The organism is Streptomyces misionensis, from assembly GCF_900104815.1.
In the GTDB taxonomy this organism is placed as follows: domain Bacteria; phylum Actinomycetota; class Actinomycetes; order Streptomycetales; family Streptomycetaceae; genus Streptomyces; species Streptomyces misionensis.
The window spans coordinates 3,718,365-3,738,469 of the sequence record NZ_FNTD01000004.1; the positions used below are offsets into that span (position 1 = coordinate 3,718,365).

The window sequence follows — 20,105 nt, forward strand, 5'->3', positions numbered from 1 at the left end:
CTTCACCGCGCCGGCTCCAGGTCCAGCGCGGCCAGCCGCTCCGGGCCGGTGATGACGTCGATCGCCAGGATGCGGCCCGCCGCCGAGAAGGTGAACGTCAGGACGCGCTCCACCGCGCCGTCCGCGCCCCGCGCCACCAGGCCGGTGGCGCCGTCGACGAGTACCGGCCGCGCCACCGCGGCCGGCGCCGCGAAGCGGGCCGCGTTCGCGGCGACCTGGGCCGCCCCCGCCGTCGTCCCCGTCTCCCCGCGCGCCACCACGTCCGGGTCCAGCACGGCCAGCAGCCCCGCGAAGTCGCCCCCGCGGGCGGCCGCGAGGAACGCGTCGACCACCGCCCGCTGCCGCCCGAGGTCCGCCTCCGGCGCCGCCGCGCCCCGCACCCGCCGCCGCGCCCGGCTGGCCAGCTGCCGTGCGGCGGCGGGGCTGCGCCCGACGATCCGGCCGACCTCCTCGAACGGCACCCCGAACAGGTCGTGCAGCACGAACGCCAGCCGCTCCGCGGGCCCCAGCGTGTCGAGGACGACGAGCAGCGCCGCTCCCACCGAGTCGGCGAGCAGCGCGTCCTGCGCGGGGTCCGGCTCGGCCGAGGGGCCCGGCCGCCAGCTCTCCAGCGGCTGTTCGCCCCGGGTGCGGCGCGAGCGCAGCACGTCGAGACAGACCCGCCCGACCACGGTGGTCAGCCAGCCCCCGAGGTTCTCCACCTCGCCGGCGCCGGCCCGGCTCAGTCGCAGCCACGCCTCCTGCACCGCGTCCTCGGCCTCGGCGGCCGAGCCCAGCATCCGGTAGGCGACGGCCCGCAGATGCCCGCGGTGCGCCTCGAACCGCCGGGCGAGGAAGTCGTTGTCGTTGTCGTCCATACCGTGTTGACGCGCCGGGGGCGGCGGATGTGACGGCCGGCCCTACCCCCAGTCCCGGCCCGAACGCCCGCGCTTGGTCTGCGCGCGCTGCTTCTTGTCCCGCAGCCGGCGCTCGTTGATGCCGCGCGGGATCCGGGTGGGCTTGCGCGGCTTGGGCGGGGGCGCGGTCGCCTCCGCGAGGAGGGCGGCGAGGCGTACGGCGGCGGCCTCGCGGTTGCGCCACTGGGAACGGTGCTCGGACGCCCGTACGGTCACCACCCCGTCGACCAGCCGGCCGGCCAGCCGCTGAAGGGCCCGCTCCTTCCACACCGGCGGCAGCGCCTCGGTGGCCGCCAGGTCGAAGCGCAGCTCCACCTGGGAGTCGCTGGTGTTCACATGCTGCCCGCCGGGCCCCGACGACCTGGAGAAACGCCACATCAGCTCGGCCTCGGGGAGCGAGACGGAGCCGCGGACGAGGTAAGGACCGGACATGCCTTCCATGTTCCCGGTCCGGGCCCGTTCGCGTCACCCGGATTTCCCCGGACCGTGGAGAAGTGCGGGTAAAAAAGGTAAAGGGGTGCGGAACCATCAGGACCCCCCTCGGCGTTGTCCCGGGTGACGGTAGCTTCGTCGGCACGCATTTCACGTCTTAGGAAGGACCCCACATGGCTGTAAGCCTGTCCAAGGGTGGCAACGTCTCGCTCACCAAGGAGGCTCCGGGCCTGACCGCCGTCACCGTGGGCCTCGGCTGGGACGTCCGCACCACCACGGGCACGGACTTCGACCTGGACGCCTCCGCGATCGCGGTCAACGCGCAGGGCAAGGTCTACTCGGACGCCCACTTCGTCTTCTTCAACAACAAGCAGACCCCGGACAACACCATCGTCCACACCGGCGACAACCGCACGGGCGAGGGCGCGGGCGACGACGAGGCGATCAACGTCAACCTGGCCGGTCTGCCCGCCGACATCGACAAGGTCGTCTTCCCGGTCTCCATCTACGACGCCGAGAACCGCGGCCAGAACTTCGGCCAGGTCCGCAACGCCTACATCCGCATCGTCAACCAGGCCGGCGGCGCCGAGATCGCCCGCTACGACCTGTCCGAGGACGCCGCCACCGAGACCGCGATGGTCTTCGGCGAGCTGTACCGCAACGGCGCGGAGTGGAAGTTCCGCGCGGTGGGCCAGGGTTACGCCTCGGGCCTGGTCGGCATCGCCCAGGACTTCGGCGTCAACGTCTGAGGCACCGCCGTTCTCGCACCTCCCCGGCGGACCGCCGGGGAGGGCGGAAATTCCGGCGCGGGCCCGCGACCGCGGGGGTAGGTTGCCCCGGTGATCCTCGCGCCCCTCTCCCCCGGCCAGGACATCCCGGGCCCCCTGCTGTCCGAACTCACCGCGCTGTACGCGTCGAACAGCGCCTTCCACCGGCTCACCGGCGACTTCCCCGACCCGGACGACATCCGGCCGCACCAGATCGCCGCGGCCCTGACCGGGGAACTGGCCGTACCGGGAGCCGAGGTGCTGCTCGCCCGGGCCGGCGACGGACGGCTCCTCGGGCTGGCGATCACGCTCGCCCGGCATCCCGACCCGGCCGACCCGGACCCCTGGATCGGGCTGCTGCTGGTGCACGGTGCCGAGCACGGCAAGGGGTACGGCCGCGCCCTCGCCGAGCGACTGGAGGACCGGCTGCGCGCACGGGGTGCCGCCGCCGTGCGGCTCGCCGTGCTCGACAACAACCCGGCGGGCCTGGCCTTCTGGACCTCGCTCGGCTACGGCCTGCTCGACCGTCGCGCCGACCGCGCCCTCGGCCGCCCCTGCGCCGTCCTGCGCAAGCCGCTGCGCACCCTGCGGCCGGCGGCCCGGATCGCCGTCGTGGACCCGGACGGCGCGGTGCTGCTGTTCCGCTACGACAACGCCGAGGCCGGCATCCACTGGGCCCTGCCGGGCGGCGGCCTGGAGGCGGGCGAGGGGCCGCGCGAGGGCGCCCTGCGGGAGCTGGCGGAGGAGACGGGCTGGACCGATCTGTCACCGGGCACCCTGCTGTGCACCTGGGAGAACGACCTCGCCCGCGCGGGCGTGCCCGTCCGTCAGCACGAGCACGTCTACGTCACGCGGGGACCGCGGCGCGAGCCGGCCGGCGCGGACCTCGCGGCCGAGGGCGTCCTCGCCTGGCACTGGTGGTCGCCGCGGGAACTGGCGCGGGCACGGGAGCCGGTGTGGCCGCGCGGGCTGGCCCGGATGCTGGCGGCGTGGGCGTCGGCCGGGGACCGGTGAGGCGGGCGTGCGCTACGGGTGCGCCGGCTTCCCCTCCCCGTACAGCCAGTCCCGCCAGATCTCGCCGAAGTCCACGCCAGGGAAACGTTTCTGGACGTAGGCCGTGAAATCCGCCGTGCTCGCGTTGCCGTGGCGGTGGGCCGCGGGCCAGGCGCGCAGGAAGGCGAAGAAGGCCTTGTCGCCGACCTTCTGGCGGATCTTGTGCAGGACCATGGCGCCGCGCTGGTAGACGGGCGTGCCCGAGATGTGCTCGGCGCTCGACGGCCGCGCGGGCGGGAAGGCCCAGAGGGTGTCGTCGTCGCGGTGGTAGTAGTCGAGGAAGGTCCGCTGGGCGCTGTCCCCGCCGTGGTCCTCCTGCCACAGCCACTGGGCGTAGGTGGCGAAGCCCTCGTTGAGCCACATGTCGCGCCAGGACTTCGGGGTGACCGAGTCGCCGTACCACTGGTGGGCCAGTTCGTGCACCAGGGTGCCGGTCTCGGGGGCGCCGGGGAAGACGGGCCGGTTCTGGGTCTCCAGGGCGTAACCGGCGGCGCCGGGCCGGGCGATGATCGCGCCGACGGAGGAGAAGGGGTAGGGGCCGAAGGTGTCCTCCTCCCACTTGACGATGCCGGGCAGTTGCGCGAGAACCGCCGCGCTCGCCCTGACCTGGCCGGGGTCGACGGCGGTGAGGACGGGCAGTCCGCCGGGCCCCTCGGTGCGGGTGACGACGAAGTGGCCGATGGCGACGGTGGCGACGTAACCGGCCATGGGTTGGGCGGTGTGCCAGTGGTAGGCCGTACGGCCGCCGTGGGTGGACTGGCCCGCCAACTCGCCGTTGGAGACGGCCTGGAGGCCCTGCGGCACGGTGACGGTGATGTCGTACGTGGCCTTGTCGGAGGGGTGGTCGTTGCCGGGGAACCAGGCCATGGAGCCGACCGGCTCGCCGAGGCCGAGGGCGCCGTCGGCGGTGGGCAGCCAGCCCTCCTCGGAGCCGTCGGGGTCGGTGAGGGTGCGCGGGACGCCGGAGTAGCGCACCGTCGTCCGGAAGGTGTGGCCCTCGCGCAGGTCGTCGTGCGGGCGGACGGTGAGCTTCTGCCCGGCGCGGTTGAAGCGGGCGTCGCGGCCGTCGACGCCGACCGAGTCCACGCGCAGCCCGGAGAGGTCCAGGTCGAAGGCCGACAGGTCCTTGGTGGCGCGGGCGGTGATCACCGCGGTGCCGGTGAGCCGGCGGGTGGCGGGGGTGTAGTCGAGGGTGAGGGCGTAGTGGTCCACGTCGTAGCCGCCGTTGCCCGCCCTCGGGAAGTACGGATCGCGCAGACCGGAGCCGCCCGGGGTGCCGTGCACTCCGCCCTCGCACGCGGTGCCGGCGAGGACGAGGGCCAGCACGGTCGCGGCGGCTGGCACGGCACGTACGGATCTGGACATGTCAGCGATCTTAGGGTCTTTCGTTTGGATCAGGCCGGATCAGCGAGCCCCGCGAGCCCGGCATGATCCGAACGAGAGACCCTGGCCAGGGGCGGGGACAGGCCAGGCGGCGTGACACCATCGGTGGGTGCTCGATATCGGCTATGCCCTCTCCAACCGCTTCCCGGACCCGCCGCAGACCGACTACCGCCGCGCGGACGTCCACGCGCTGCGGCACGACCTGTTCTGCGGGGACGTGTACCTCGCGGACACGAAGACGGACCGGGAGCTGTCCACCGCCTGGGGATGGGTGCCGGTGCTGGACTTCGCGTGGGCGCTGTGCGACATCGTGGAACGCCTGGACCGGGACCCGATGGGTTCCCGCGCCGCCCGGCCGCAGCGGGCGGAGCTGGACTTCACCGAGTCCACCGACCGGATGCTCTTCGAGCGCCGCTTCGGGTGGGTCGACATCACCGCCGACTGGCAGCCCCTGGAGGAGCCCCCGCTGTCCTTCTCGCACGCCGAACTCCGCCGTGAGGCGCGGGACTTCCTGCACGACCTGATCGCCGACCTCGTCGACCTCCACGAGGAGCTGGGCGACAACCCGGCGGTCTGGACCCTCCAGGCCCGCTTCCCCCGCGTCTCCTGACCGCCTACTCCACGCGGATCCCGACGGCCGCCGCCAACGCAGGTGCCAGGTCCAGCAGTTGCCCGGTGCTGATCACCGCGCCGGACAGCCGTTCGAGGCCCCGGGCGATCTCCAGCGGCGCGGCACCGCGCAGATCCACGTCCTTGAGGGTGGCCTTGCCGAAATCCGCCCCCTTCAGCGCGCAGTCCACGAACTCCACCCGCTCCAGGCCGGCGCCCGCGAAGTCCGGCTCGACCAGGACGCAGGACTCGAAGACCACGTCCCGCAGGCGGGCCGTGCGCAGGTTCAGGAAGTCGAGCTTGCCGCCGCGCACCACGACCCGCTCCAGCACCGCGCCGTGCAGCTGGGTGCCGCCGAGCCGGGGCTCGGTCAGTTCGACGTCGCGCAGGGTGGCCTCGGCGAGATCGGTGCCGACCCCGCGGGGAGCGGTGAGCACGCAGTCCAGGACGCGGGCGTGGCGCAGCCGGGTCCCGTCCAGCGCGCAGCCGCGCAGCGCGCAGTCCATGAACCGGGCGCCCGCCGCGTCCTGCCCGCTCAGGTCCGCGTCCCGCAGCTCCAGTCCGTCGTAGTCGCCCTCGGCGTCCAGCGGACCGCCGTCCCACGGTTCCAGCGGCGGCAGGCGCAGCTCCGGCCGCCGTGCCCCGCGTCGCATCCGGCTGCCGCCGGTCGTTTCCCTCGCCATGCGGTCCATGCTGCACCCCGCCACCGACAACGGCCCCGGCCCGCGCGAACGCGCCACGGCCGGCCCTTGACCTCAAGCGCGCTTGATGTCGGAGGGTTGCGGCAGTCGCTCACCTGGGGGGTCCCCATGCACGCCGTACGCCTGTACGCCTTCGGTCCGGCCGAGAACCTGACCTACGAGGAGGCCGAGGATCCGGTCCCGGGCCCGGGGCAGGTGCGGATCGCGGTCGCCGCGGCCGGGGTGCACCTGCTCGACACGGCGCTGCGCGCGGGGCACCGGGGCCCGCTGCCGGAGCTGCCCGCCCTGCCGACCGTGCCCGGCCGGGAGGTGGCGGGCGTGGTGGACGCGCTCGGCGAGGGGGTGGCCGGGACGTGGCTCGGCAAGCGCGTGGTCGCCCACCTGGGCTTCGCGCCCGGCGGGTACGCCGAACTGGCCGTCACCGACGCCGGGCGGCTGCACGAGGTCCCGGAGCCGCTGGACTTCGCGGCGGCCGTCGCCATGATCGGCACCGGCCGCACCGCCCTGGGCGTCGCGGGGTGCGCCGAGCCGGGGCCGGACGACGTGGTGGTCGTACCGGCGGCCGCGGGCGGCATCGGCACGCTGCTGGTGCAGTACGCGGTGGCGGCCGGGGCGACCGTGGTCGGGCTCGCGGGCGGCCCCGCGAAGACGCGGCGGGTACGGGCGGACGGCGCCGCGCTCGCCGTCGACTACACCGCGCCCGGCTGGGCCGCCGAGGTGCGGGCGGGACTCGGCGGGCGGGCCGCGACGATCGTCTACGACGGGGTGGGCGGCGCGGTCGCCCGGGAGGCCGTGGCGCTGCTCGGGCCGGGCGGCCGGCACCTGGTCTTCGGCTGGTCGGCGGAGGGCATCGGCGACGGGCGGGGGTACGTCGTGGAAGGTGTCTCCGAGCCGGTGCTCGGGCCGGAGCTGGTGCGGCGGGGCGGCGGGCTGCGGGTGCTGGAGGAGCGGGCGCTCGCACAGGCCGCGCGGGGGCGGCTGCGGCCCGCCGTCACCCGCTTCCCGCTCGCGGCGGCGGCCGCCGCGCACCGGGCGCTGGAGAACCGCGGCACCGTCGGGAAGGTGGTGCTGGAGCCCTGAGGCGCCGAGCCCGCACCCGGATGCGGTACGTACCGATTCATGGTCTTCTGGCCAGATGAGTCTCGGCCGAACGGGTGAGTCCCGGGCCGCCGCGGAGGGGACGGATCCGCACCGCTGGTGGGGGCTGGTCGTCATCGCCCTCGCCCAGCTGATGGTGGTCCTGGACGCCACGATCGTGAACATCGCGCTCCCCTCCGCCCAGCGTGCCCTGCACATGTCCGACGGCAACCGGCAGTGGGTGATCACCGCCTACACGCTGGCCTTCGGCGGTCTGCTGCTGCTCGGCGGCCGGGTCGCCGATCTCATGGGCCGAAAACGCACCTTCGTCATCGGGCTCGTGGGCTTCGCCGCCGCCTCCGCGCTCGGCGGCGCGGCCACCGGCTCGGGGATGCTCTTCGGCGCCCGCGCGCTGCAAGGCGTCTTCGCGGCGGTGCTCGCACCCTCCGCGCTGTCCCTGCTGACCACGACGTTCACCGACCCGCGCGAGCGCGGCAAGGCGTTCGGCGTCTACGGCGCGCTGGCCGGCAGCGGCTCGGCGATCGGGCTGATCGTCGGCGGGGTGCTCACCGAGTACCTCACCTGGCGCTGGTGCCTGTACGTCAACGTGCCCATCGCCGCGCTCGCGGTCTTCGGCGCGTTCGCCCTGCTGCACGACCGGCCGGGACACGACGACGTCCGCCTCGACGTGCCCGGTGCGGTGCTCGGCTGCGGCGGCCTGGTCGCGATCGTCTACGGCTTCAGCGAGGCGGAGCCGCGCGGCTGGACGGACCCGCTGGTGCTCGGGCTGTTCGCGGCGGGAGCGCTGCTGCTCGCGGCGTTCGTGTGGTGGCAGGCCCGGGCACCGAGCCCGCTGCTGCCGCTGCACATCCTGCGGGACCGGGACCGGGCGGGCTGCTTCCTGACGATGATGCTCGCGGTGATCGGCATGTTCGGGCTGTTCCTGTTCATGACCTACTACCTCCAGGTCATCCTGCGCTACTCGCCGGTGCGCACGGGGCTGGCGTTCCTGCCGATGACCGCGGCGATCGTCACCGGGTCCACCCAGATCTCCGCGCGGCTGCTGCACCACGTGCCGCCGCGGCTGCTGATGGTGCCGGGCATGCTGCTGGCGGCGAGCGGCCTGCTGCTGCTGACCCGGCTGACCGTCCGTTCCTCCTACGCCGGGGAGATCCTGCCGTCCCTGCTGCTGCTGGGGCTGGGCATGGGGCTGACGTTCATGCCGGTGTTCGCCACGGCCACGGCGGGGGTCGCGCCGCGCGACTCGGGGGTCACCTCCGCGACCGTCAACACCGCGCAGCAGGTGGGCGGCTCGATCGGCACCGCCCTGCTCAACACCCTCGCCACCACCAGCGCCGCCGCCTACATCGCCGCCCGCCCGCACCGGCCGGCCACGGTCGCGGCCGGCGTCGTGCACGGTTACACCGTCGCCATCGGCTGGGCCGCCGCCATCATGCTCCTGGCCGGCCTGGTCGCCGGTCTGCTGGTCACCGCCCGAGCCCCCAAGCACGGCCGCCGGCCGAAGACCCCGGTGTCCGAACCGGTCGCCTGACACCAGGGCCGGCCGCGGGCCGTCCGGGCCCCCTCAGTGGCGCCCCGCCACCCAGTCCGCGGCCCTGGCCAGGCGGGAGGAGTCGCCGGCGGGGTGGAGGCGCTCGCGGTGGTCGGCCGTGTGGTAGGTGGCGTACATGCCGTGGACGCCGAGCCAGCGGAAGGGTTCGGGTTCCCACTTGCGGACCTTGTGGCCGACCCAGGGCAGGTCGGTCAGTTCGGTGCGGCCGCCCTGCCCGGAGTCCTGCTGGACCAGGTCGCGCAGGGTGCGGGCGGCGAGGTTGGTGGTGGCGACGCCGGAGCCGACGTAGCCGCCCGCCCAGCCGAGGCCGGTGGAGCGGTCCAGGGTGACCGTGGCGCACCAGTCGCGGGGCACGCCGAGGACGCCGGACCAGGCGTGGGTGACCGCGACACCGGCCAGGGACGGGAAGAAGCGCACCAGGACGTCCCGCAGCGCCTCCACGGTCGCCCGCTGGGTGCGGCCGTCGTTGTCCGTGCGGGAGCCGAAGCGGTACGGCACCCCGCGCCCGCCGAGCGCGATCCGGCCGTCGGCGGTGCGCTGCGCGTACATGTAGGCGTGTGCCATGTCGCCCAGCGTCTCCCGGCCGTCCCAGCCGATCGCCGCCCACTGCTCCTCGCTCAGCGGCTCGGTGGCGATCATCGAGGAGTTCATCGGCAGCCAGGTCCGCTTCTGGCCCTTGAGGGAGGCGGTGAAGCCCTCGGTGCAGCGCAGGACGTAGGGCGCGCGGACGGTGCCGTAGGGAGTGACGGCGTGCTTGGGGCGGATCTCCGTCACCGGGGTCGACTCGTGGATCGTCACCCCGAGCGCGGCCACCGCCGCCGCCAGCCCCTTCACCAGCTTCACCGGGTGCAGCCGGGCGCCGTGCGGGGTCCAGGTGGAGCCGACGGCGTCCGCGATCCGGATCCGCTCGGCCGTCTCCCGGGCGCCGTACAGCTCGCGGTCCTTCTCGCCGTACGACAGCTCGTGCTCGTGGAACGCCTTCAGCCGGGCCAGCTGGGCGGGGGTGGTGGCCACCTCCAGGACGCCGCCCTTGTGCAGGTCCGCGTCGATGCCCTCCGCCTCGGCGACCGCGATCACCTCGTCCACGGTGTCGTTCATCGCCTTCTGGAGCCGTACCGCGGCCTCCCGCCCGTGCAGCCTGGCGTACCGGTCGCGGCCCGCGACGCCGTTGTACAGCCAGCCGCCGTTGCGGCCCGAGGCGCCGTAACCGCAGAACTTCTGCTCCAGGACGGTGATCCGCAGGAAGGGCGCGGCCTTCTTCAGGTAGTAGGCGGTCCACAGACCGGTGTATCCGCCGCCGACGATCACCACGTCGGCCGTGGCGTCCCCGGACAGCGGTTCCCGTACCGCGGGGAGGCCGTCGTCCGCGTACCAGAAGGAGATGCCACCGTTCACGACACTGCTCGCCGAGCTGCTCATGGCCGGGAACCTAACCCGTGGGAGTGGTCGGTGTCTCCTTCGGATTCCGTGCTTTCGCGCGGCCCGTGGTGAGCGGGTAGCAGGCCAGGCCGATCAGCATCGCCAGGAAATGCCCGACGTCGGTGAAGGTGGGCGAGCCGGCCAGCGGAAGGGTGAAGACGGCGAGGACGACCGCGAGGTAGCCGTAGCGCCAGGGCCGGGCGATCCGGTAGGTGAGGACGGCGACGACACCGGCCAGCGCGTAACTGACGCCGATGTCCAGGGTGTTGACCGCCGAGTGCGGCGCGATGCCGTCCTTGATCGCCTTCAGCAGCAGGCCCTCGCTGACCAGGGACGCCAGCACGTGCGCACAGGCGCACACCGCGAGCCAGCGGGCGGTGCCGAGCCACCGCTCGGCCGGCGCGTGGAAGACCGTGTACAGCACGGCGTACGGCAGCCACCGCCCGCCGTCGATCCACATCGCGCTGGTGACCAGCACCCGCAGCGGGGTGCGCGACAGCTCGTGGATGTTGGTCGACCTGCGGCGCAGGAAGTGCTGCTCGAACCCCGGCGACATGTGGTGCACCGCGACGGTCGTGACGAACAGGACGGCCAGCCAGACGTAGGTGCCCGGGGCGCCGCGGACGTACCGCGCGACCGCCCCGAGTCCACGGCGCAAGGGCTTGACCCGGCTCACGTCGCCAGTATGCGGCCCCTTCCGCTGACACGCCGCCGGATGGCCTATCCGTACAAGTAAGGATTATTGGGTCATAACGTACCCGATATGAAGAGATGTCACATCGCTTATGCCGCGAGCGCCGTCGCAGCACTGATCGGCGCGGGACTCGGCGCCGCCCCCGCGGCGGCCGCCCACCAGACCCTGGTGGTCCGCCAGGGCGAATCGATCCAGCAGGCGGTGAACCGCGCGCAGCCCGGTGACACCGTGCTGGTGCTCCCCGGTACCTACAAGGAGAGCGTCACGATCAACACGCCCCAGGTCACCCTGCGCGGCCTGGGCGGCCGCACGGTGATCGAGCCGGCCGTGAAGACGGTCGCGGGCAAGGCGCCGCACGCGAACACCAAGGCGACCAAGAGCTGCGCCGAGGGCGGCAACGGCATCTGCGTGATCGGCACCAAGAAGAAGAACGTCGAGGGCGTCACCGTCGCGGATCTGCGGGTGACCGGCTTCGCCCGCGCCGGGGTGTTCGGCATGGCGACCGACGGCATGACCGTGCGCGGCGTACAGGCCGTGAAGAACGCGGTGTGGGGCATCGCCCAGGAGCGCTCCGTGCGCGGCCACATCTTCGGCAACTACGCCCAGGGCAACGGCGACGCGGGCGTCTTCCTCGCCAACACCATCACCGAGGAGGCCGGCGCCCTCGACACCCGGCGCACGGTGGTCGAGCGCAACCGGCTGGAGAACAACCGGATCGGCGTCACCGTGCGCCGCCTGCGCAACCTCGCGGTCGCCGAGAACTACATCACCGGCAACTGCGCCGGCGTGTTCGTCGTCGGCGACGAGAACAGGCCCAAGGCCGGTGCCCTGGAGGTCGCGTACAACAACGTGAGCAGGAACAACAAGTCCTGCCCGAAGACCGACCGGCTGCCCGCGATCCAGGGCTCCGGCATCGTGCTGACCGGCACCGAGAAGACCGTGGTGGACGGCAACCGGGTCGTCGGCAACACGGGCAAGTCCCCGCTGTCCGGCGGCATCGTGCTCTTCAAGAGCTTCGTCGGCGTCACCAACGACGACAACCGCATCAGCGACAACGCGCTGGACGGCAACGCACCCGCCGACCTCGTCAACACCGAGACCAAGGGCAAGGGCAACACCTTCCAGCACAACGCCTGCCGCGCCTCCAAGCCCTCGGGCCTGTGCTGACCGCCCGACCACTGCCCCTGCTGGACCGACGCAGACCGAAGAACGAAGGAAGCCGGCAGATGACCACCGCCGAGACGGCACCGCCGAACCAGACCACCCCCCAGGCCCCCACCGCCCCGCCCCCGCCGATGCGGCTGCGCGAGCTCGTGTTCGGGGCGGCCCTGTCCGCCGCGGTCCGCGCCGCCGCCCGGCTGGGCGTGCCCGACGCGCTCGGGGACACCCCGATGTCCGCCGAGGCCCTCGCGGCCGCGGTGCGCGCCGAACCCAAGCCGCTGCGCCGCATGCTGCGCGCCCTGACCTGCTACGGCGTCTTCACCGAGCGGCCCGACGGCACCTTCGCGCACACCGAGATGTCCCGGCTGCTGCGCGAGGACGACCCGAACAGCCTGCGCGCCATCGCGCTGTGGTGCACCGAGCCGTGGACCTGGGCCGCGTGGCCCAAGCTGGACGAGGCGGTGCGCACCGGCCGCAACGTGGTGGAGGGCCTGTACGGCAAGGAGTTCTTCACCTACCTCAACGAGGACGCCCCCGAGTCCGCGGACGTCTTCAACCGGGCCATGACCCGCTCCAGCGAGCAGTCGGCGCGCGAGGTTGCGGCCCTGCTCGACCTGTCCGGCGCCGACTCCGTCGCCGACCTCGGCGGCGGCCAGGGGCACGTGGTGGCCTGCCTGCTGGACAAGTACCCGCGGATGCACGGCAGTCTGCTGGACCTGCCCCGGGTGGTGGAGAACGCGCTGCCGAGGCTGCGCGAGGGCGGCGACCTCGCCGACCGCGCGCAGATCGTGCCGGGCGACGTCCGGGAGGCGATCCCGGTCCGCGCGGACGTCTACATCATCAAGAACATCCTGGAGTGGGACGACGAGAGCACGGCCCGGCTGCTGCACAACGTCGTCCAGGCGGGCGGCCCCGGGACCCGGGTCGTGGTCATCGAGAACCTGGTCGACGACACCCCGTCGATGCGGTTCAGCACCGCGATGGACCTGCTGCTGCTCCTCAACGTCGGCGGGGCCAAGCACACCACCGACAGCATGGTGCGCCGGCTCACCGCGGCCTCTCTCACCGTGGACACCATCCGGAACGTCAACCCGTACCTGCACGCCTTCGAATGCCACGTGCAGGGGTGACGGACACACCCGGGCCGTCGGCCGCCGGGCCCGCTTCGCCGCGGGCCCGGCGGCCGACGGCCGTCCGGTGGACAGTCGCGCTCAGGGGCGCTCCCAGACGTAGAAGCGGTGCGCCATCGCGTCCTTGGGAGACCGCCAGGTCTCCGGGTCGTACGCGCTGACGTACGCCGTCAGCCGCTCGCTGACGTCCCTGAACTCGGGGTGTTCGGTGACCTTGGCGATGGCCGGGCCCGGTTCGCGCTCGGACTCGATGAGGTGCATGTACACATCGCCGAACTGGAAGAGGCTGCGCCGGGTGACGCCCACGAGGCGGGGCAGCTCCCCGCGGTCGGACTCCTCGAAGATCTTGGCGATGTCGGGGGCGGAACCCGGGGCCATCCGGGCGACGATCAGGGCCTGGTGCACGGTGTTCGTCCTCTCCTCGTTGCCTTCGGTCCTCCTCGTGGCTCAGTCGGCGAGCGCCGGGGCGGGCCGGTGCCCGGCGGCGGCCTTCTCGATCTTGTCGCGGATCAGGGCCATCTGGACCTTGGAGTTCTTGTTGATGTTGTCGGTCATCCACTCGTCGTCGACCGGCGCCTCGGGCTTCATCGCGAAGTCCTGCGTCCACACCATGCGGGTGCCGGCCGGGACCTCCTCGTAGGCCCAGTGGATGTCCATGTGGGCGAACGGACCGGTCTCCACCCGGCGGGCCTTGACGGTGCGGGTGGCGCGGTCGGGCTCGCGCTCGGAGACCCAGCTCCAGACGGTGCCGTTCTCGTCCGGGTGCATGGTGAGCCGGAAGGTGGTCTTCTCGCCCTCCCGCTTGAGCACCTCGACCGCGGCGTACTCGCTGAACAGCTGGGGCCAGCGCTCCAGATCGTTGGTCATGTCCCAGACCAGGTCGAGCGGGGCCGCGATGGTGATCTCGTTCTGGGTGTGTCCTGCCATGTCAGGCTCCTGCCATCAGCGTGTTGTTGACGAGGTTGAGGAACTGCTGGGGGGTCTTGCAGCGCTCGGCGTCCACCGGCATCGGGGTGCCGTGCTCGTTCTCCAGCTCACCGACGATGCCGAGCAGGCCCAGCGAGTCGACGCCGAGGGCGTCGAAGCCGGTGTCCGGCTTGTCGTGGAGCTGCTCGGGGCTGACGGTGACGCCGGCCGCCTTCTTCATGAGCGCTGCGAGTTCTTCGACGGTGATCTTGGACATGTCGTTCTTCTCCTTTGCTGTGCTCCCTGCGCCGTTGCCGTGGCCGCCACCCGGTGGACCGCGTTGTTCACCGGGCGGCGGGGTGCCGCAGCACCAGCGCCGAGTTCGACCCCATGAGCCCGCGGCTGAGGACCAGCGCCGTGCGGGGCTCGGCGGCGCGGGCGCGGCCGGTGACGAGGTCGAGGTCGTGGCAGACGTCGTGCACGTTCGGGGTCGGCGGGATCAGTCCGTGCTCCATCGCGAGCACGGCCGCGGCGGTGTCCAGCACCGGGGCCGCGCAGTAGCCCCGGCCGGTGCCGGTCTTCGGCGCGGTGACCGGCACCCGCGTGCCGTGCGCGCCGAGGGCGTCGGCGATCGCCAGCGCCTCCGCCCGGTCCGCCGCCGGCACCCCGAGGGCGTCGGCGAAGACCACGTCGACCTCCTCGGGCGCGCACTCCGCCTCGGCCAGCGCCTGCCGGATGGCCTGGGCGAGGCCCGCGCGGGACTCCGCCCAGCGGGCGGCGCCGGTGAAGGTGGCCCCGTGCCCGGCCACGAAGGCCCGGATGTCGGCGCCGCGCTCCCGGGCCGCAGCGGCGGCCTCCACCACGAGCATCGCGCCGCCCTCGGCGGGCACGAACCCGCACGCCGCCTCGGTGAACGGCCGGTAGGCGCGGGCCGGGTCGCTCTCCCGGCTCAGCTCCTCGTACCCGAGCTGGCAGACCACCGAGTACGGCGCGAGCGGCGCCTCGGTGGACCCGGCCACGATCGCGTCGGTGCCCCGCCGCACCGCCCGGGCCGCGTGCGCGAGGGCGTCCAGACCGCCGGCCTCGTCGGAGGCGACGACCGAGCAGGGGCCCTTGAAGCCGCGGCGGATGGAGACCTGGCCGGTGCTCGCGGCGTAGAACCAGGCGATGGACTGGTACGGCCCCACGAACCGGCTGCCCTTGCCCCACAGCCGCTGCAGTTCGCGCTGGCCGAACTCGCCGCCGCCGGACCCGGCGGCGGTCACCACACCGATCGAGTACGGCGACTCGGCGGTGTCGGCCGGGCCGAGCCGGGCGTCGCCGAGCGCGAAGTCGGCCGCCGCCATGGCGTAGTGGGTGAACCGGTCGGTCTGGACGAGGAAACGCTCCTCGATGGTGTCCGCCGCCTCGAAGGCGCGGACCTCGCCGGCCACCTTCAGCGGCAGGTGCTCGCAGCCCTCGCGGGTCACCCGGTCCAGGACGCTCAGGCCCTCGTGGGTGGCCTTCCAGAAGGTGTCGGTGCTGATGCCGTTGGGCGCGACCACGCCGATGCCGGTGACGGCCGCGCGCCGGTCCTGGGGTTCGCTCATCGTGTCCTCACTCCCTCGGCCGGGTCAGGATCACCGCGGACTGGAAACCGCCGAACCCGCTGCCCACGGAGAGCACGCTGGTCAGCTTCCGTTCGCGGGCGATACGCGGCACGTAGTCGAGGTCGCACTCGGGGTCGGGGGTCTCGTAGTTCGCGGTCGGCGGCACGGCCTGCTTGGCCAGCGCCAGCACGCAGGCGACCAGTTCGATGGCGCCGATCGCCCCGAGCGAGTGGCCCACCATGGACTTGATGGAGCTCATCGGGGTGTCGTAGGCGTGCTGCCCGAGCGCCCGCTTGACCGCCGCCGTCTCGTGGCGGTCGTTCTGCCGGGTGCCGGAGCCGTGCGCGTTGACGTAGTCGATCGCCGTGGGGTCGAGCCGGGCCTGGTCGAGGGCGGTGGAGATGGCCCGCGCCATCTCCAGGCCCTCCTTGGTCAGACCGGTCATGTGGTAGGCGTTGCCGAAGGTGGCGTAGCCGCCCAGCTCGCAGTAGACGTGCGCGCCGCGGGCCCGGGCGTGCTCCAGTTCCTCCAGGACGAGCACCGCGCCGCCCTCGCCCATGACGAAGCCGTCACGGTTGTTGTCGAAGGGCCTGGAGGCGTGCGCGGGGTCGTCGTTGTTCGGCGAGGTGGCCTTGATCGCGTCGAAGCACGCCATGGTGATCGGGGATATGGGCGAGTCCGACGCACCGGCTATGCAGATGTCGGCCCGGCCCTCCTGGACGGTGTGGAAGGCGTAGCCGACGGCGTCCAGGCCCGAGGTGCAGCCGGTGGAGACGGTCTGCACCGGACCCTGGGCGCCGAAACGTTCCGCCACCGCGGAGGCCGCCGTCGCCGGGGTGAAGGCCCGGTGCAGCTGCGGCCGGGCCCGCTCGGGGTCCACGTCCCAGCGCTCGCCGCCATGGCTGACCAGCACGTAGTCGTTCTCCAGCCGGGTGGTGCCGCCGACCGCGGTGCCCACCGACACCGCGACCCGCCACGGGTCCTCCCGCCGGAGGTCCAGCCCCGAGTCGCGGACCGCCTCCTCGCCCGCGACCAGGGCGAACTGGATGTACCGGTCCGACCGCTCCACCTGCTCGGCGTCCAGACCGTGCGCCGTCGGATCGAAGTCGCACTCGGCCGCGATCCGCGAGCGCAGCTGGGAGGGGTCGAAGAAGGTGATGCCCCGCGTCGCGGTCCGGCCGCCCGCGAGCAGATCCCAGAACGCGGGTACACCGATGCCGCCCGGGGCGACGATGCCTATGCCGGTGACCGCCACGCGCCGGTTCATGACCGGACCCCTCCCCCGTCGGCACCCGCGCCCGCCGGTTCGGCCGCCGGCGTCTCCTCGGTGTCGACGTGCCCGAGCTGCGGGCGCGGCGCCAGCGGACCCAGGTGGAAGACGATCCGCGCCTCCACCTTGCCGACGTTGCGGAACCGGTGCCGCATGCCGATGGGGATCATCAGCCCCTGCTCGGGGCGCAGCACGTGCGGCTCGCCGTCCAGGTCGACCTCCAGCTGGCCGCAGACGACGTAGACGAACTCCTCGGAGTAGGGGTGGTAGTGCTCACCGATGCGGTCGCCGGGCTGCACGATGGCCACGCCCATGAAGCCGCTGGTGGAGCCGACCGTGGCCGGGGTGAGCATGGCGCGCAGATCACCGCCGCGCCGCGTGTTGGGCTCGACCTCGCTGAGGTCCACGATTCTCGGACGGGGTTGGATCACGACAGTCCTCCGGTGGTGTGATCGGGCTTCTGGGGGCTCGTGGGGTGGCCGGGAGGTCAGACGGCGGGCGAACGGCGGTCGGTGACCAGCTCCATCGGGGCGGCCTCACCGGCCAGCAGGTCGCGCAGCGCGGCGGCCAGGGCGCCGTCCCCGGGCAGCGGGTCCACGTCCGCGCCCTCGTCGGCGAGGTCCACCAGCCGCACCACGACGTCCTCGCGCTCGAAGAGCGTGCTGCGCAGCACCCGGCTCGCCGGGTCGTCCGCGTCCGCCGAGTCCGCCTTGGCCAGCAGCTCCGCGAGCTTCATCCCGCACCCCGGCCGGGCCGGGTAGTACAGGGCCCGGCGGGTGCCCTCGGGCCGGTCGTCCGCCATCACGTGGTGGACGGCGGGCAGCGCCGCCCGGGTGAAGAACAGCCGCGCCGACTCCTGGTCGTCCAGGTCCCGGTCCTGCTCCAGATAGGGGTTGATGGCCTCCTCCACGGCCCGCACCTCGGGCGAGCGCGCCACGTGGCGCAGGGCGGCCATCAGGTCGCCGCGCACCTCGATGGCGCGCACCACCCGGTTGCCGTGCATGAACAGCGAGGTGCGCAGCAGCCGCGTGGAGTCGTCCACCCGCGGCTCCGGTGCGGCGTAGTCGGCGAGCAGCCGGGCGACCTTGTCCTCGGTGCCGGGCTTCACCGTGAAGGTCAGCGCGTGCCGGATCACCCCGTCACCGATGCGCACCTCGCTCTGCAGCCGGCCCCGGGCGGGCGCGTCGCCCGCGTACGCCCGGCCCGTCTCGCGGACGATGTGGAAGCGCAGCGAACGGGTGTTGCGCACGCAGGAGTGCAGCGGCTCCACCATCCGCACGTGCTCCTCGCTGTTCACCCAGGTGAGGAACGGCGGGGCACTCTCCCACTCGCTGGTGATGAGCCATTGGGATGGATTCTCGATGGACTGGCAGAGTTGGTCGCTGACATGCCCGGGCACGGACGCAACCTGGTTGCAGAGCTGCTCGTACGCCTCCAGGAACTGCTGCTGCGCGCCTTCGTAGACGTCGACCAGCAGCACGACCCGGAGCCGCGAGCCGTCGAACACGGACTGGGAGACACGCGACACGTCCCGTGCCGGCGCTTCTGACAGACGTTCAGAGGTGGTGGTCATGGTGCGGACATCTCCTTGGCGGGGGTTCTCGGGTGCGCCGGTCACCGCCGTGACGCGACGTCAGCGCTTCTTGATCCTGTGCCGCTGTCCGTGAGCCCGCGACTCGTAGGAACCACGTGGGTGATCCAGGGCGCAAATGGCCCCAATCATGTGGATAGCGGGCATGAAAGTGACAGGCGCTCGTACGCACCCCTGCTCTGGAGGCCTCGATGCATCACCCAGCCGACCACCGGGTCCCCGTCCTCATCGTGGGCGGCTCTCTGGTGGGCCTGTCCACATCCCTGTTCCTGGGCCGCCTCGGCGTACGCCATCTGCTCGTCGAGCGGCACGCCGGGACCTCCCACCACCCCCGCGGACGGGGCAACAACGTCCGGACGATGGAGCTGTTCCGGGTGGCCGGCATCGAGCCGGACATCAAGGCGGCGGCCTCCCTGCTCGCCGACAACCACGGCATCCTGCAGACCCCGACCCTCGTCGGCGACGCCGGGGAGTGGCTGTTCCGGGAGATCGACCCCGGCGGCGGCCTGAAGAAGTTCAGCCCCACCGCCTGGTGCCTGTGCAGCCAGAACGACCTCGAACCGGTGCTGGTGGACAGCGCCCGCGAACTCGGCGGCGACCTGCGCTACCACCACGAGATGGAGTCCTTCGAACAGGACGCCGACGGGGTGACCGCCGTCGTCCGCGACCGCTCCACCGACGAGCGCTACACCGTCCGGGCGGACTACCTCGTCGCCGCGGACGGCCCCCGCAGCCCCGTCCGCCACGCCCTCGGCATCGGCCGGAGCGGCCCCGGCGACCTGTTCGCCAACGTCAGCGTCACCTTCGAATCCACCCGGCTGGCCGACGTCGTCGGCGACCGCCGCTTCATCTGCTGCTACCTCACCCACCCGGACGCCGACGGCGCCCTGCTCCCCGTCGACAACAAGGAGCGCTGGGTCTTCCACGCCCCCTGGCACCCCGAACTCGGCGAAACGCTGGAGGAGTTCACCGAGGAGCGGCTCCAGCGGCACATCGCCGCCGCCGTCGGCGTGCCCGGCCTGGACGTGAGAATCACCGGGATGGCCTCCTGGCGTGCCGCCGAACGGGTCGCCGACTCCTACTCGTCCGGCCGGGTCTTCCTCGCCGGCGACTCCGCCCACGAGATGTCCCCCACCGGCGCCTTCGGCTCCAACACCGGCATCCAGGACGCCCACAACCTCGCCTGGAAGCTCGCCGCCGTCCTCGACGGCTGGGCCTCCCCCGCCCTCCTCGACACCTACGGCTCGGAGCGCCGCCCGGTCGCCGTCGCCACCAGCGCCCGCGCCTCCGCACGCTCCGTCGAGCACAGCCACCCCGGCTTCGCCCCCGCCCCCGGCGTCGGCGGCGCCAAGCGCGGCGGCATCCTCAACGTCGTCCTCGGCTACCACTACCCGCAGGGCGCCGCCCTCGGCACCGACCCCGCGGCGCCGGTCATCCCCGACAACGTCGCCCTCACCGGCCGCCCCGGCACCCGCGCCCCGCACCTGTGGCTGCGCCAGGCCGCCCGGCGGCTGTCCACCCTCGACCTCTACGAGCGCTCCATGGTGCTGCTCACCGACGCCCCCGACGACGCGGGCTGGTACGACGCCGCCCGGCGCATCGCCGCCACGGACGGCGTCCGCCTGGACGCCTATCGCATCGGCCCGGGCGCCGACGCCGACCTGATGTACGACACCGAGGGCGCCGACTGGGCCGCCCTGCACGGCGTCACCGCCGACGGCGCCGTCCTGGTCCGCCCGGACGGCTTCGTCGCCTGGCGCGCGGACGCCGCGGTCCCCGACCCGGAGACGGCCCTGAGGGAGGCCCTGAAGACGGTCCTGCGCACGGGCTGACCAGCGTGGAAACGGCGCGGGG

The 20,105-nt window shown here is 73.1% G+C and carries 21 protein-coding genes; 8 read left to right on the top strand and 13 right to left on the bottom strand.

The window, feature by feature from the left end; genetic code table 11:
• Nucleotides 1-2: 2 nt before the first annotated feature.
• Both BLW85_RS18440 and arfB read right to left on the bottom strand, forming a co-directional pair.
• Nucleotides 3-857, bottom strand: coding sequence for a sigma-70 family RNA polymerase sigma factor (locus BLW85_RS18440; RefSeq protein ID WP_070024044.1), 855 nt, complete (start codon nucleotides 855-857; stop codon nucleotides 3-5).
• A gap of 42 nt (nucleotides 858-899) precedes the next feature.
• Nucleotides 900-1,337 carry an alternative ribosome rescue aminoacyl-tRNA hydrolase ArfB gene (gene arfB / locus BLW85_RS18445; RefSeq protein ID WP_070024047.1) on the bottom strand — a complete coding sequence of 146 codons (438 nt, stop codon included), beginning with the start codon at nucleotides 1,335-1,337 and terminating at the stop codon, nucleotides 900-902.
• A 164-nt stretch (nucleotides 1,338-1,501) separates the two neighbouring features.
• Here arfB and BLW85_RS18450 point away from each other — a divergent pair, with 164 nt between their 5' ends.
• The gene (locus BLW85_RS18450; protein ID WP_070024048.1) at nucleotides 1,502-2,077 is read left to right on the top strand and encodes a TerD family protein; all 576 of its coding nucleotides are present in this window, start codon (nucleotides 1,502-1,504) and stop codon (nucleotides 2,075-2,077) included.
• Nucleotides 2,078-2,167: 90 nt separating this feature from the next.
• Nucleotides 2,168-3,109, top strand: a complete 942-nt coding sequence (locus BLW85_RS18455; protein WP_074992626.1) for a bifunctional GNAT family N-acetyltransferase/NUDIX hydrolase — start codon at nucleotides 2,168-2,170, stop codon at nucleotides 3,107-3,109.
• 12 nt (nucleotides 3,110-3,121) lie between these two features.
• Here the strand turns inward: BLW85_RS18455 and BLW85_RS18460 are convergent, their stop codons facing one another.
• A complete protein-coding gene (locus BLW85_RS18460; RefSeq protein ID WP_208624857.1) occupies nucleotides 3,122-4,513 on the bottom strand; it encodes a M1 family metallopeptidase in 1,392 nt (463 codons plus the stop codon).
• 127 nt (nucleotides 4,514-4,640) lie between these two features.
• On the opposite strand from BLW85_RS18460, the gene BLW85_RS18465 reads away from it, so the two are divergent.
• Nucleotides 4,641-5,141, top strand: a complete 501-nt coding sequence (locus BLW85_RS18465) for a hypothetical protein (RefSeq protein ID WP_070024053.1) — start codon at nucleotides 4,641-4,643, stop codon at nucleotides 5,139-5,141.
• Nucleotides 5,142-5,145: 4 nt separating this feature from the next.
• Here the strand turns inward: BLW85_RS18465 and BLW85_RS18470 are convergent, their stop codons facing one another.
• Nucleotides 5,146-5,823: a pentapeptide repeat-containing protein gene (locus tag BLW85_RS18470; protein ID WP_167381416.1), complete on the bottom strand. Its 678-nt coding sequence runs from the start codon at nucleotides 5,821-5,823 to the stop codon at nucleotides 5,146-5,148.
• A 126-nt stretch (nucleotides 5,824-5,949) separates the two neighbouring features.
• On the opposite strand from BLW85_RS18470, the gene BLW85_RS18475 reads away from it, so the two are divergent.
• The gene (locus BLW85_RS18475; RefSeq protein WP_074992627.1) at nucleotides 5,950-6,921 is read left to right on the top strand and encodes a zinc-binding dehydrogenase; all 972 of its coding nucleotides are present in this window, start codon (nucleotides 5,950-5,952) and stop codon (nucleotides 6,919-6,921) included.
• Nucleotides 6,922-6,976: 55 nt separating this feature from the next.
• On the top strand, nucleotides 6,977-8,470 hold the full coding sequence (locus BLW85_RS18480) for an MFS transporter (protein ID WP_070024057.1): 1,494 nt from the start codon (nucleotides 6,977-6,979) through the stop codon (nucleotides 8,468-8,470).
• A gap of 33 nt (nucleotides 8,471-8,503) precedes the next feature.
• On the opposite strand, the gene BLW85_RS18485 is transcribed toward BLW85_RS18480, so the two are convergent.
• Both BLW85_RS18485 and BLW85_RS18490 read right to left on the bottom strand, forming a co-directional pair.
• Nucleotides 8,504-9,910, bottom strand: coding sequence for an NAD(P)/FAD-dependent oxidoreductase (locus BLW85_RS18485; protein ID WP_208624858.1), 1,407 nt, complete (start codon nucleotides 9,908-9,910; stop codon nucleotides 8,504-8,506).
• Between the two features lie 10 nt (nucleotides 9,911-9,920).
• Nucleotides 9,921-10,586 (bottom strand): rhomboid-like protein, encoded by a 666-nt coding sequence (locus BLW85_RS18490; protein ID WP_177329887.1) that lies wholly within the window; start codon nucleotides 10,584-10,586, stop codon nucleotides 9,921-9,923.
• Nucleotides 10,587-10,673: 87 nt separating this feature from the next.
• Between BLW85_RS18490 and BLW85_RS18495 the strand changes: the two genes are divergently transcribed.
• Together BLW85_RS18495 and BLW85_RS18500 are read left to right on the top strand one after the other, a co-directional pair.
• Nucleotides 10,674-11,771, top strand: a complete 1,098-nt coding sequence (locus BLW85_RS18495) for a right-handed parallel beta-helix repeat-containing protein (RefSeq protein WP_074992628.1) — start codon at nucleotides 10,674-10,676, stop codon at nucleotides 11,769-11,771.
• A gap of 128 nt (nucleotides 11,772-11,899) precedes the next feature.
• On the top strand, nucleotides 11,900-12,895 hold the full coding sequence (locus BLW85_RS18500; protein WP_107409320.1) for a methyltransferase: 996 nt from the start codon (nucleotides 11,900-11,902) through the stop codon (nucleotides 12,893-12,895).
• A gap of 81 nt (nucleotides 12,896-12,976) precedes the next feature.
• Here BLW85_RS18500 and BLW85_RS18505 read toward each other — a convergent pair whose 3' ends face one another.
• The 7 genes from BLW85_RS18505 to BLW85_RS18535 form a co-directional block, all read right to left on the bottom strand.
• Complete coding sequence (locus BLW85_RS18505; RefSeq protein ID WP_070024064.1) at nucleotides 12,977-13,300, bottom strand: TcmI family type II polyketide cyclase; 324 nt, start codon at nucleotides 13,298-13,300, stop codon at nucleotides 12,977-12,979.
• Between the two features lie 42 nt (nucleotides 13,301-13,342).
• Complete coding sequence (locus BLW85_RS18510) at nucleotides 13,343-13,822, bottom strand: SRPBCC family protein (protein WP_074992630.1); 480 nt, start codon at nucleotides 13,820-13,822, stop codon at nucleotides 13,343-13,345.
• Between the two features lies 1 nt (nucleotide 13,823).
• On the bottom strand, nucleotides 13,824-14,078 hold the full coding sequence (locus tag BLW85_RS18515) for an acyl carrier protein (RefSeq protein ID WP_070024068.1): 255 nt from the start codon (nucleotides 14,076-14,078) through the stop codon (nucleotides 13,824-13,826).
• A 67-nt stretch (nucleotides 14,079-14,145) separates the two neighbouring features.
• Nucleotides 14,146-15,390, bottom strand: a complete 1,245-nt coding sequence (locus BLW85_RS18520; protein WP_070024070.1) for a ketosynthase chain-length factor — start codon at nucleotides 15,388-15,390, stop codon at nucleotides 14,146-14,148.
• Nucleotides 15,391-15,397: 7 nt separating this feature from the next.
• Nucleotides 15,398-16,657: a beta-ketoacyl-[acyl-carrier-protein] synthase family protein gene (locus tag BLW85_RS18525; RefSeq protein WP_070024072.1), complete on the bottom strand. Its 1,260-nt coding sequence runs from the start codon at nucleotides 16,655-16,657 to the stop codon at nucleotides 15,398-15,400.
• Nucleotides 16,654-17,091, bottom strand: a complete 438-nt coding sequence (locus BLW85_RS18530) for a cupin domain-containing protein (protein ID WP_070024074.1) — start codon at nucleotides 17,089-17,091, stop codon at nucleotides 16,654-16,656. The genes BLW85_RS18525 and BLW85_RS18530 overlap by 4 nt, the downstream gene beginning before the upstream one ends.
• A gap of 56 nt (nucleotides 17,092-17,147) precedes the next feature.
• The gene (locus BLW85_RS18535; protein WP_070024076.1) at nucleotides 17,148-18,233 is read right to left on the bottom strand and encodes a SchA/CurD-like domain-containing protein; all 1,086 of its coding nucleotides are present in this window, start codon (nucleotides 18,231-18,233) and stop codon (nucleotides 17,148-17,150) included.
• A 209-nt stretch (nucleotides 18,234-18,442) separates the two neighbouring features.
• Between BLW85_RS18535 and BLW85_RS18540 the strand changes: the two genes are divergently transcribed.
• Nucleotides 18,443-20,083, top strand: a complete 1,641-nt coding sequence (locus BLW85_RS18540; protein WP_074992631.1) for an FAD-dependent oxidoreductase — start codon at nucleotides 18,443-18,445, stop codon at nucleotides 20,081-20,083.
• The last annotated feature ends 22 nt before the right edge of the window (nucleotides 20,084-20,105 follow it).

Bases quoted from the DNA above. Each gene is read 5' to 3' on its own strand.
- BLW85_RS18495 (WP_074992628.1), top strand. From the start codon at position 10,674: ATGAAGAGATGTCACATCGCTTATGCCGCGAGCGCCGTCGCAGCACTG.
- BLW85_RS18520 (WP_070024070.1), bottom strand. From the start codon at position 15,390: ATGAGCGAACCCCAGGACCGGCGCGCGGCCGTCACCGGCATCGGCGTG.
- BLW85_RS18500 (WP_107409320.1), top strand. From the start codon at position 11,900: ATGCGGCTGCGCGAGCTCGTGTTCGGGGCGGCCCTGTCCGCCGCGGTC.
- BLW85_RS18470 (WP_167381416.1), bottom strand. From the start codon at position 5,823: ATGGCGAGGGAAACGACCGGCGGCAGCCGGATGCGACGCGGGGCACGG.
- BLW85_RS18515 (WP_070024068.1), bottom strand. From the start codon at position 14,078: ATGTCCAAGATCACCGTCGAAGAACTCGCAGCGCTCATGAAGAAGGCG.
- BLW85_RS18440 (WP_070024044.1), bottom strand. From the start codon at position 857: ATGGACGACAACGACAACGACTTCCTCGCCCGGCGGTTCGAGGCGCAC.
- BLW85_RS18460 (WP_208624857.1), bottom strand. From the start codon at position 4,513: ATGTCCAGATCCGTACGTGCCGTGCCAGCCGCCGCGACCGTGCTGGCC.
- BLW85_RS18525 (WP_070024072.1), bottom strand. From the start codon at position 16,657: ATGAACCGGCGCGTGGCGGTCACCGGCATAGGCATCGTCGCCCCGGGC.
- BLW85_RS18540 (WP_074992631.1), top strand. From the start codon at position 18,443: ATGCATCACCCAGCCGACCACCGGGTCCCCGTCCTCATCGTGGGCGGC.
- BLW85_RS18480 (WP_070024057.1), top strand. From the start codon at position 6,977: ATGAGTCTCGGCCGAACGGGTGAGTCCCGGGCCGCCGCGGAGGGGACG.
- BLW85_RS18510 (WP_074992630.1), bottom strand. From the start codon at position 13,822: ATGGCAGGACACACCCAGAACGAGATCACCATCGCGGCCCCGCTCGAC.
- BLW85_RS18475 (WP_074992627.1), top strand. From the start codon at position 5,950: ATGCACGCCGTACGCCTGTACGCCTTCGGTCCGGCCGAGAACCTGACC.
- BLW85_RS18485 (WP_208624858.1), bottom strand. From the start codon at position 9,910: ATGAGCAGCTCGGCGAGCAGTGTCGTGAACGGTGGCATCTCCTTCTGG.
- BLW85_RS18535 (WP_070024076.1), bottom strand. From the start codon at position 18,233: ATGACCACCACCTCTGAACGTCTGTCAGAAGCGCCGGCACGGGACGTG.
- arfB (WP_070024047.1), bottom strand. From the start codon at position 1,337: ATGGAAGGCATGTCCGGTCCTTACCTCGTCCGCGGCTCCGTCTCGCTC.
- BLW85_RS18450 (WP_070024048.1), top strand. From the start codon at position 1,502: ATGGCTGTAAGCCTGTCCAAGGGTGGCAACGTCTCGCTCACCAAGGAG.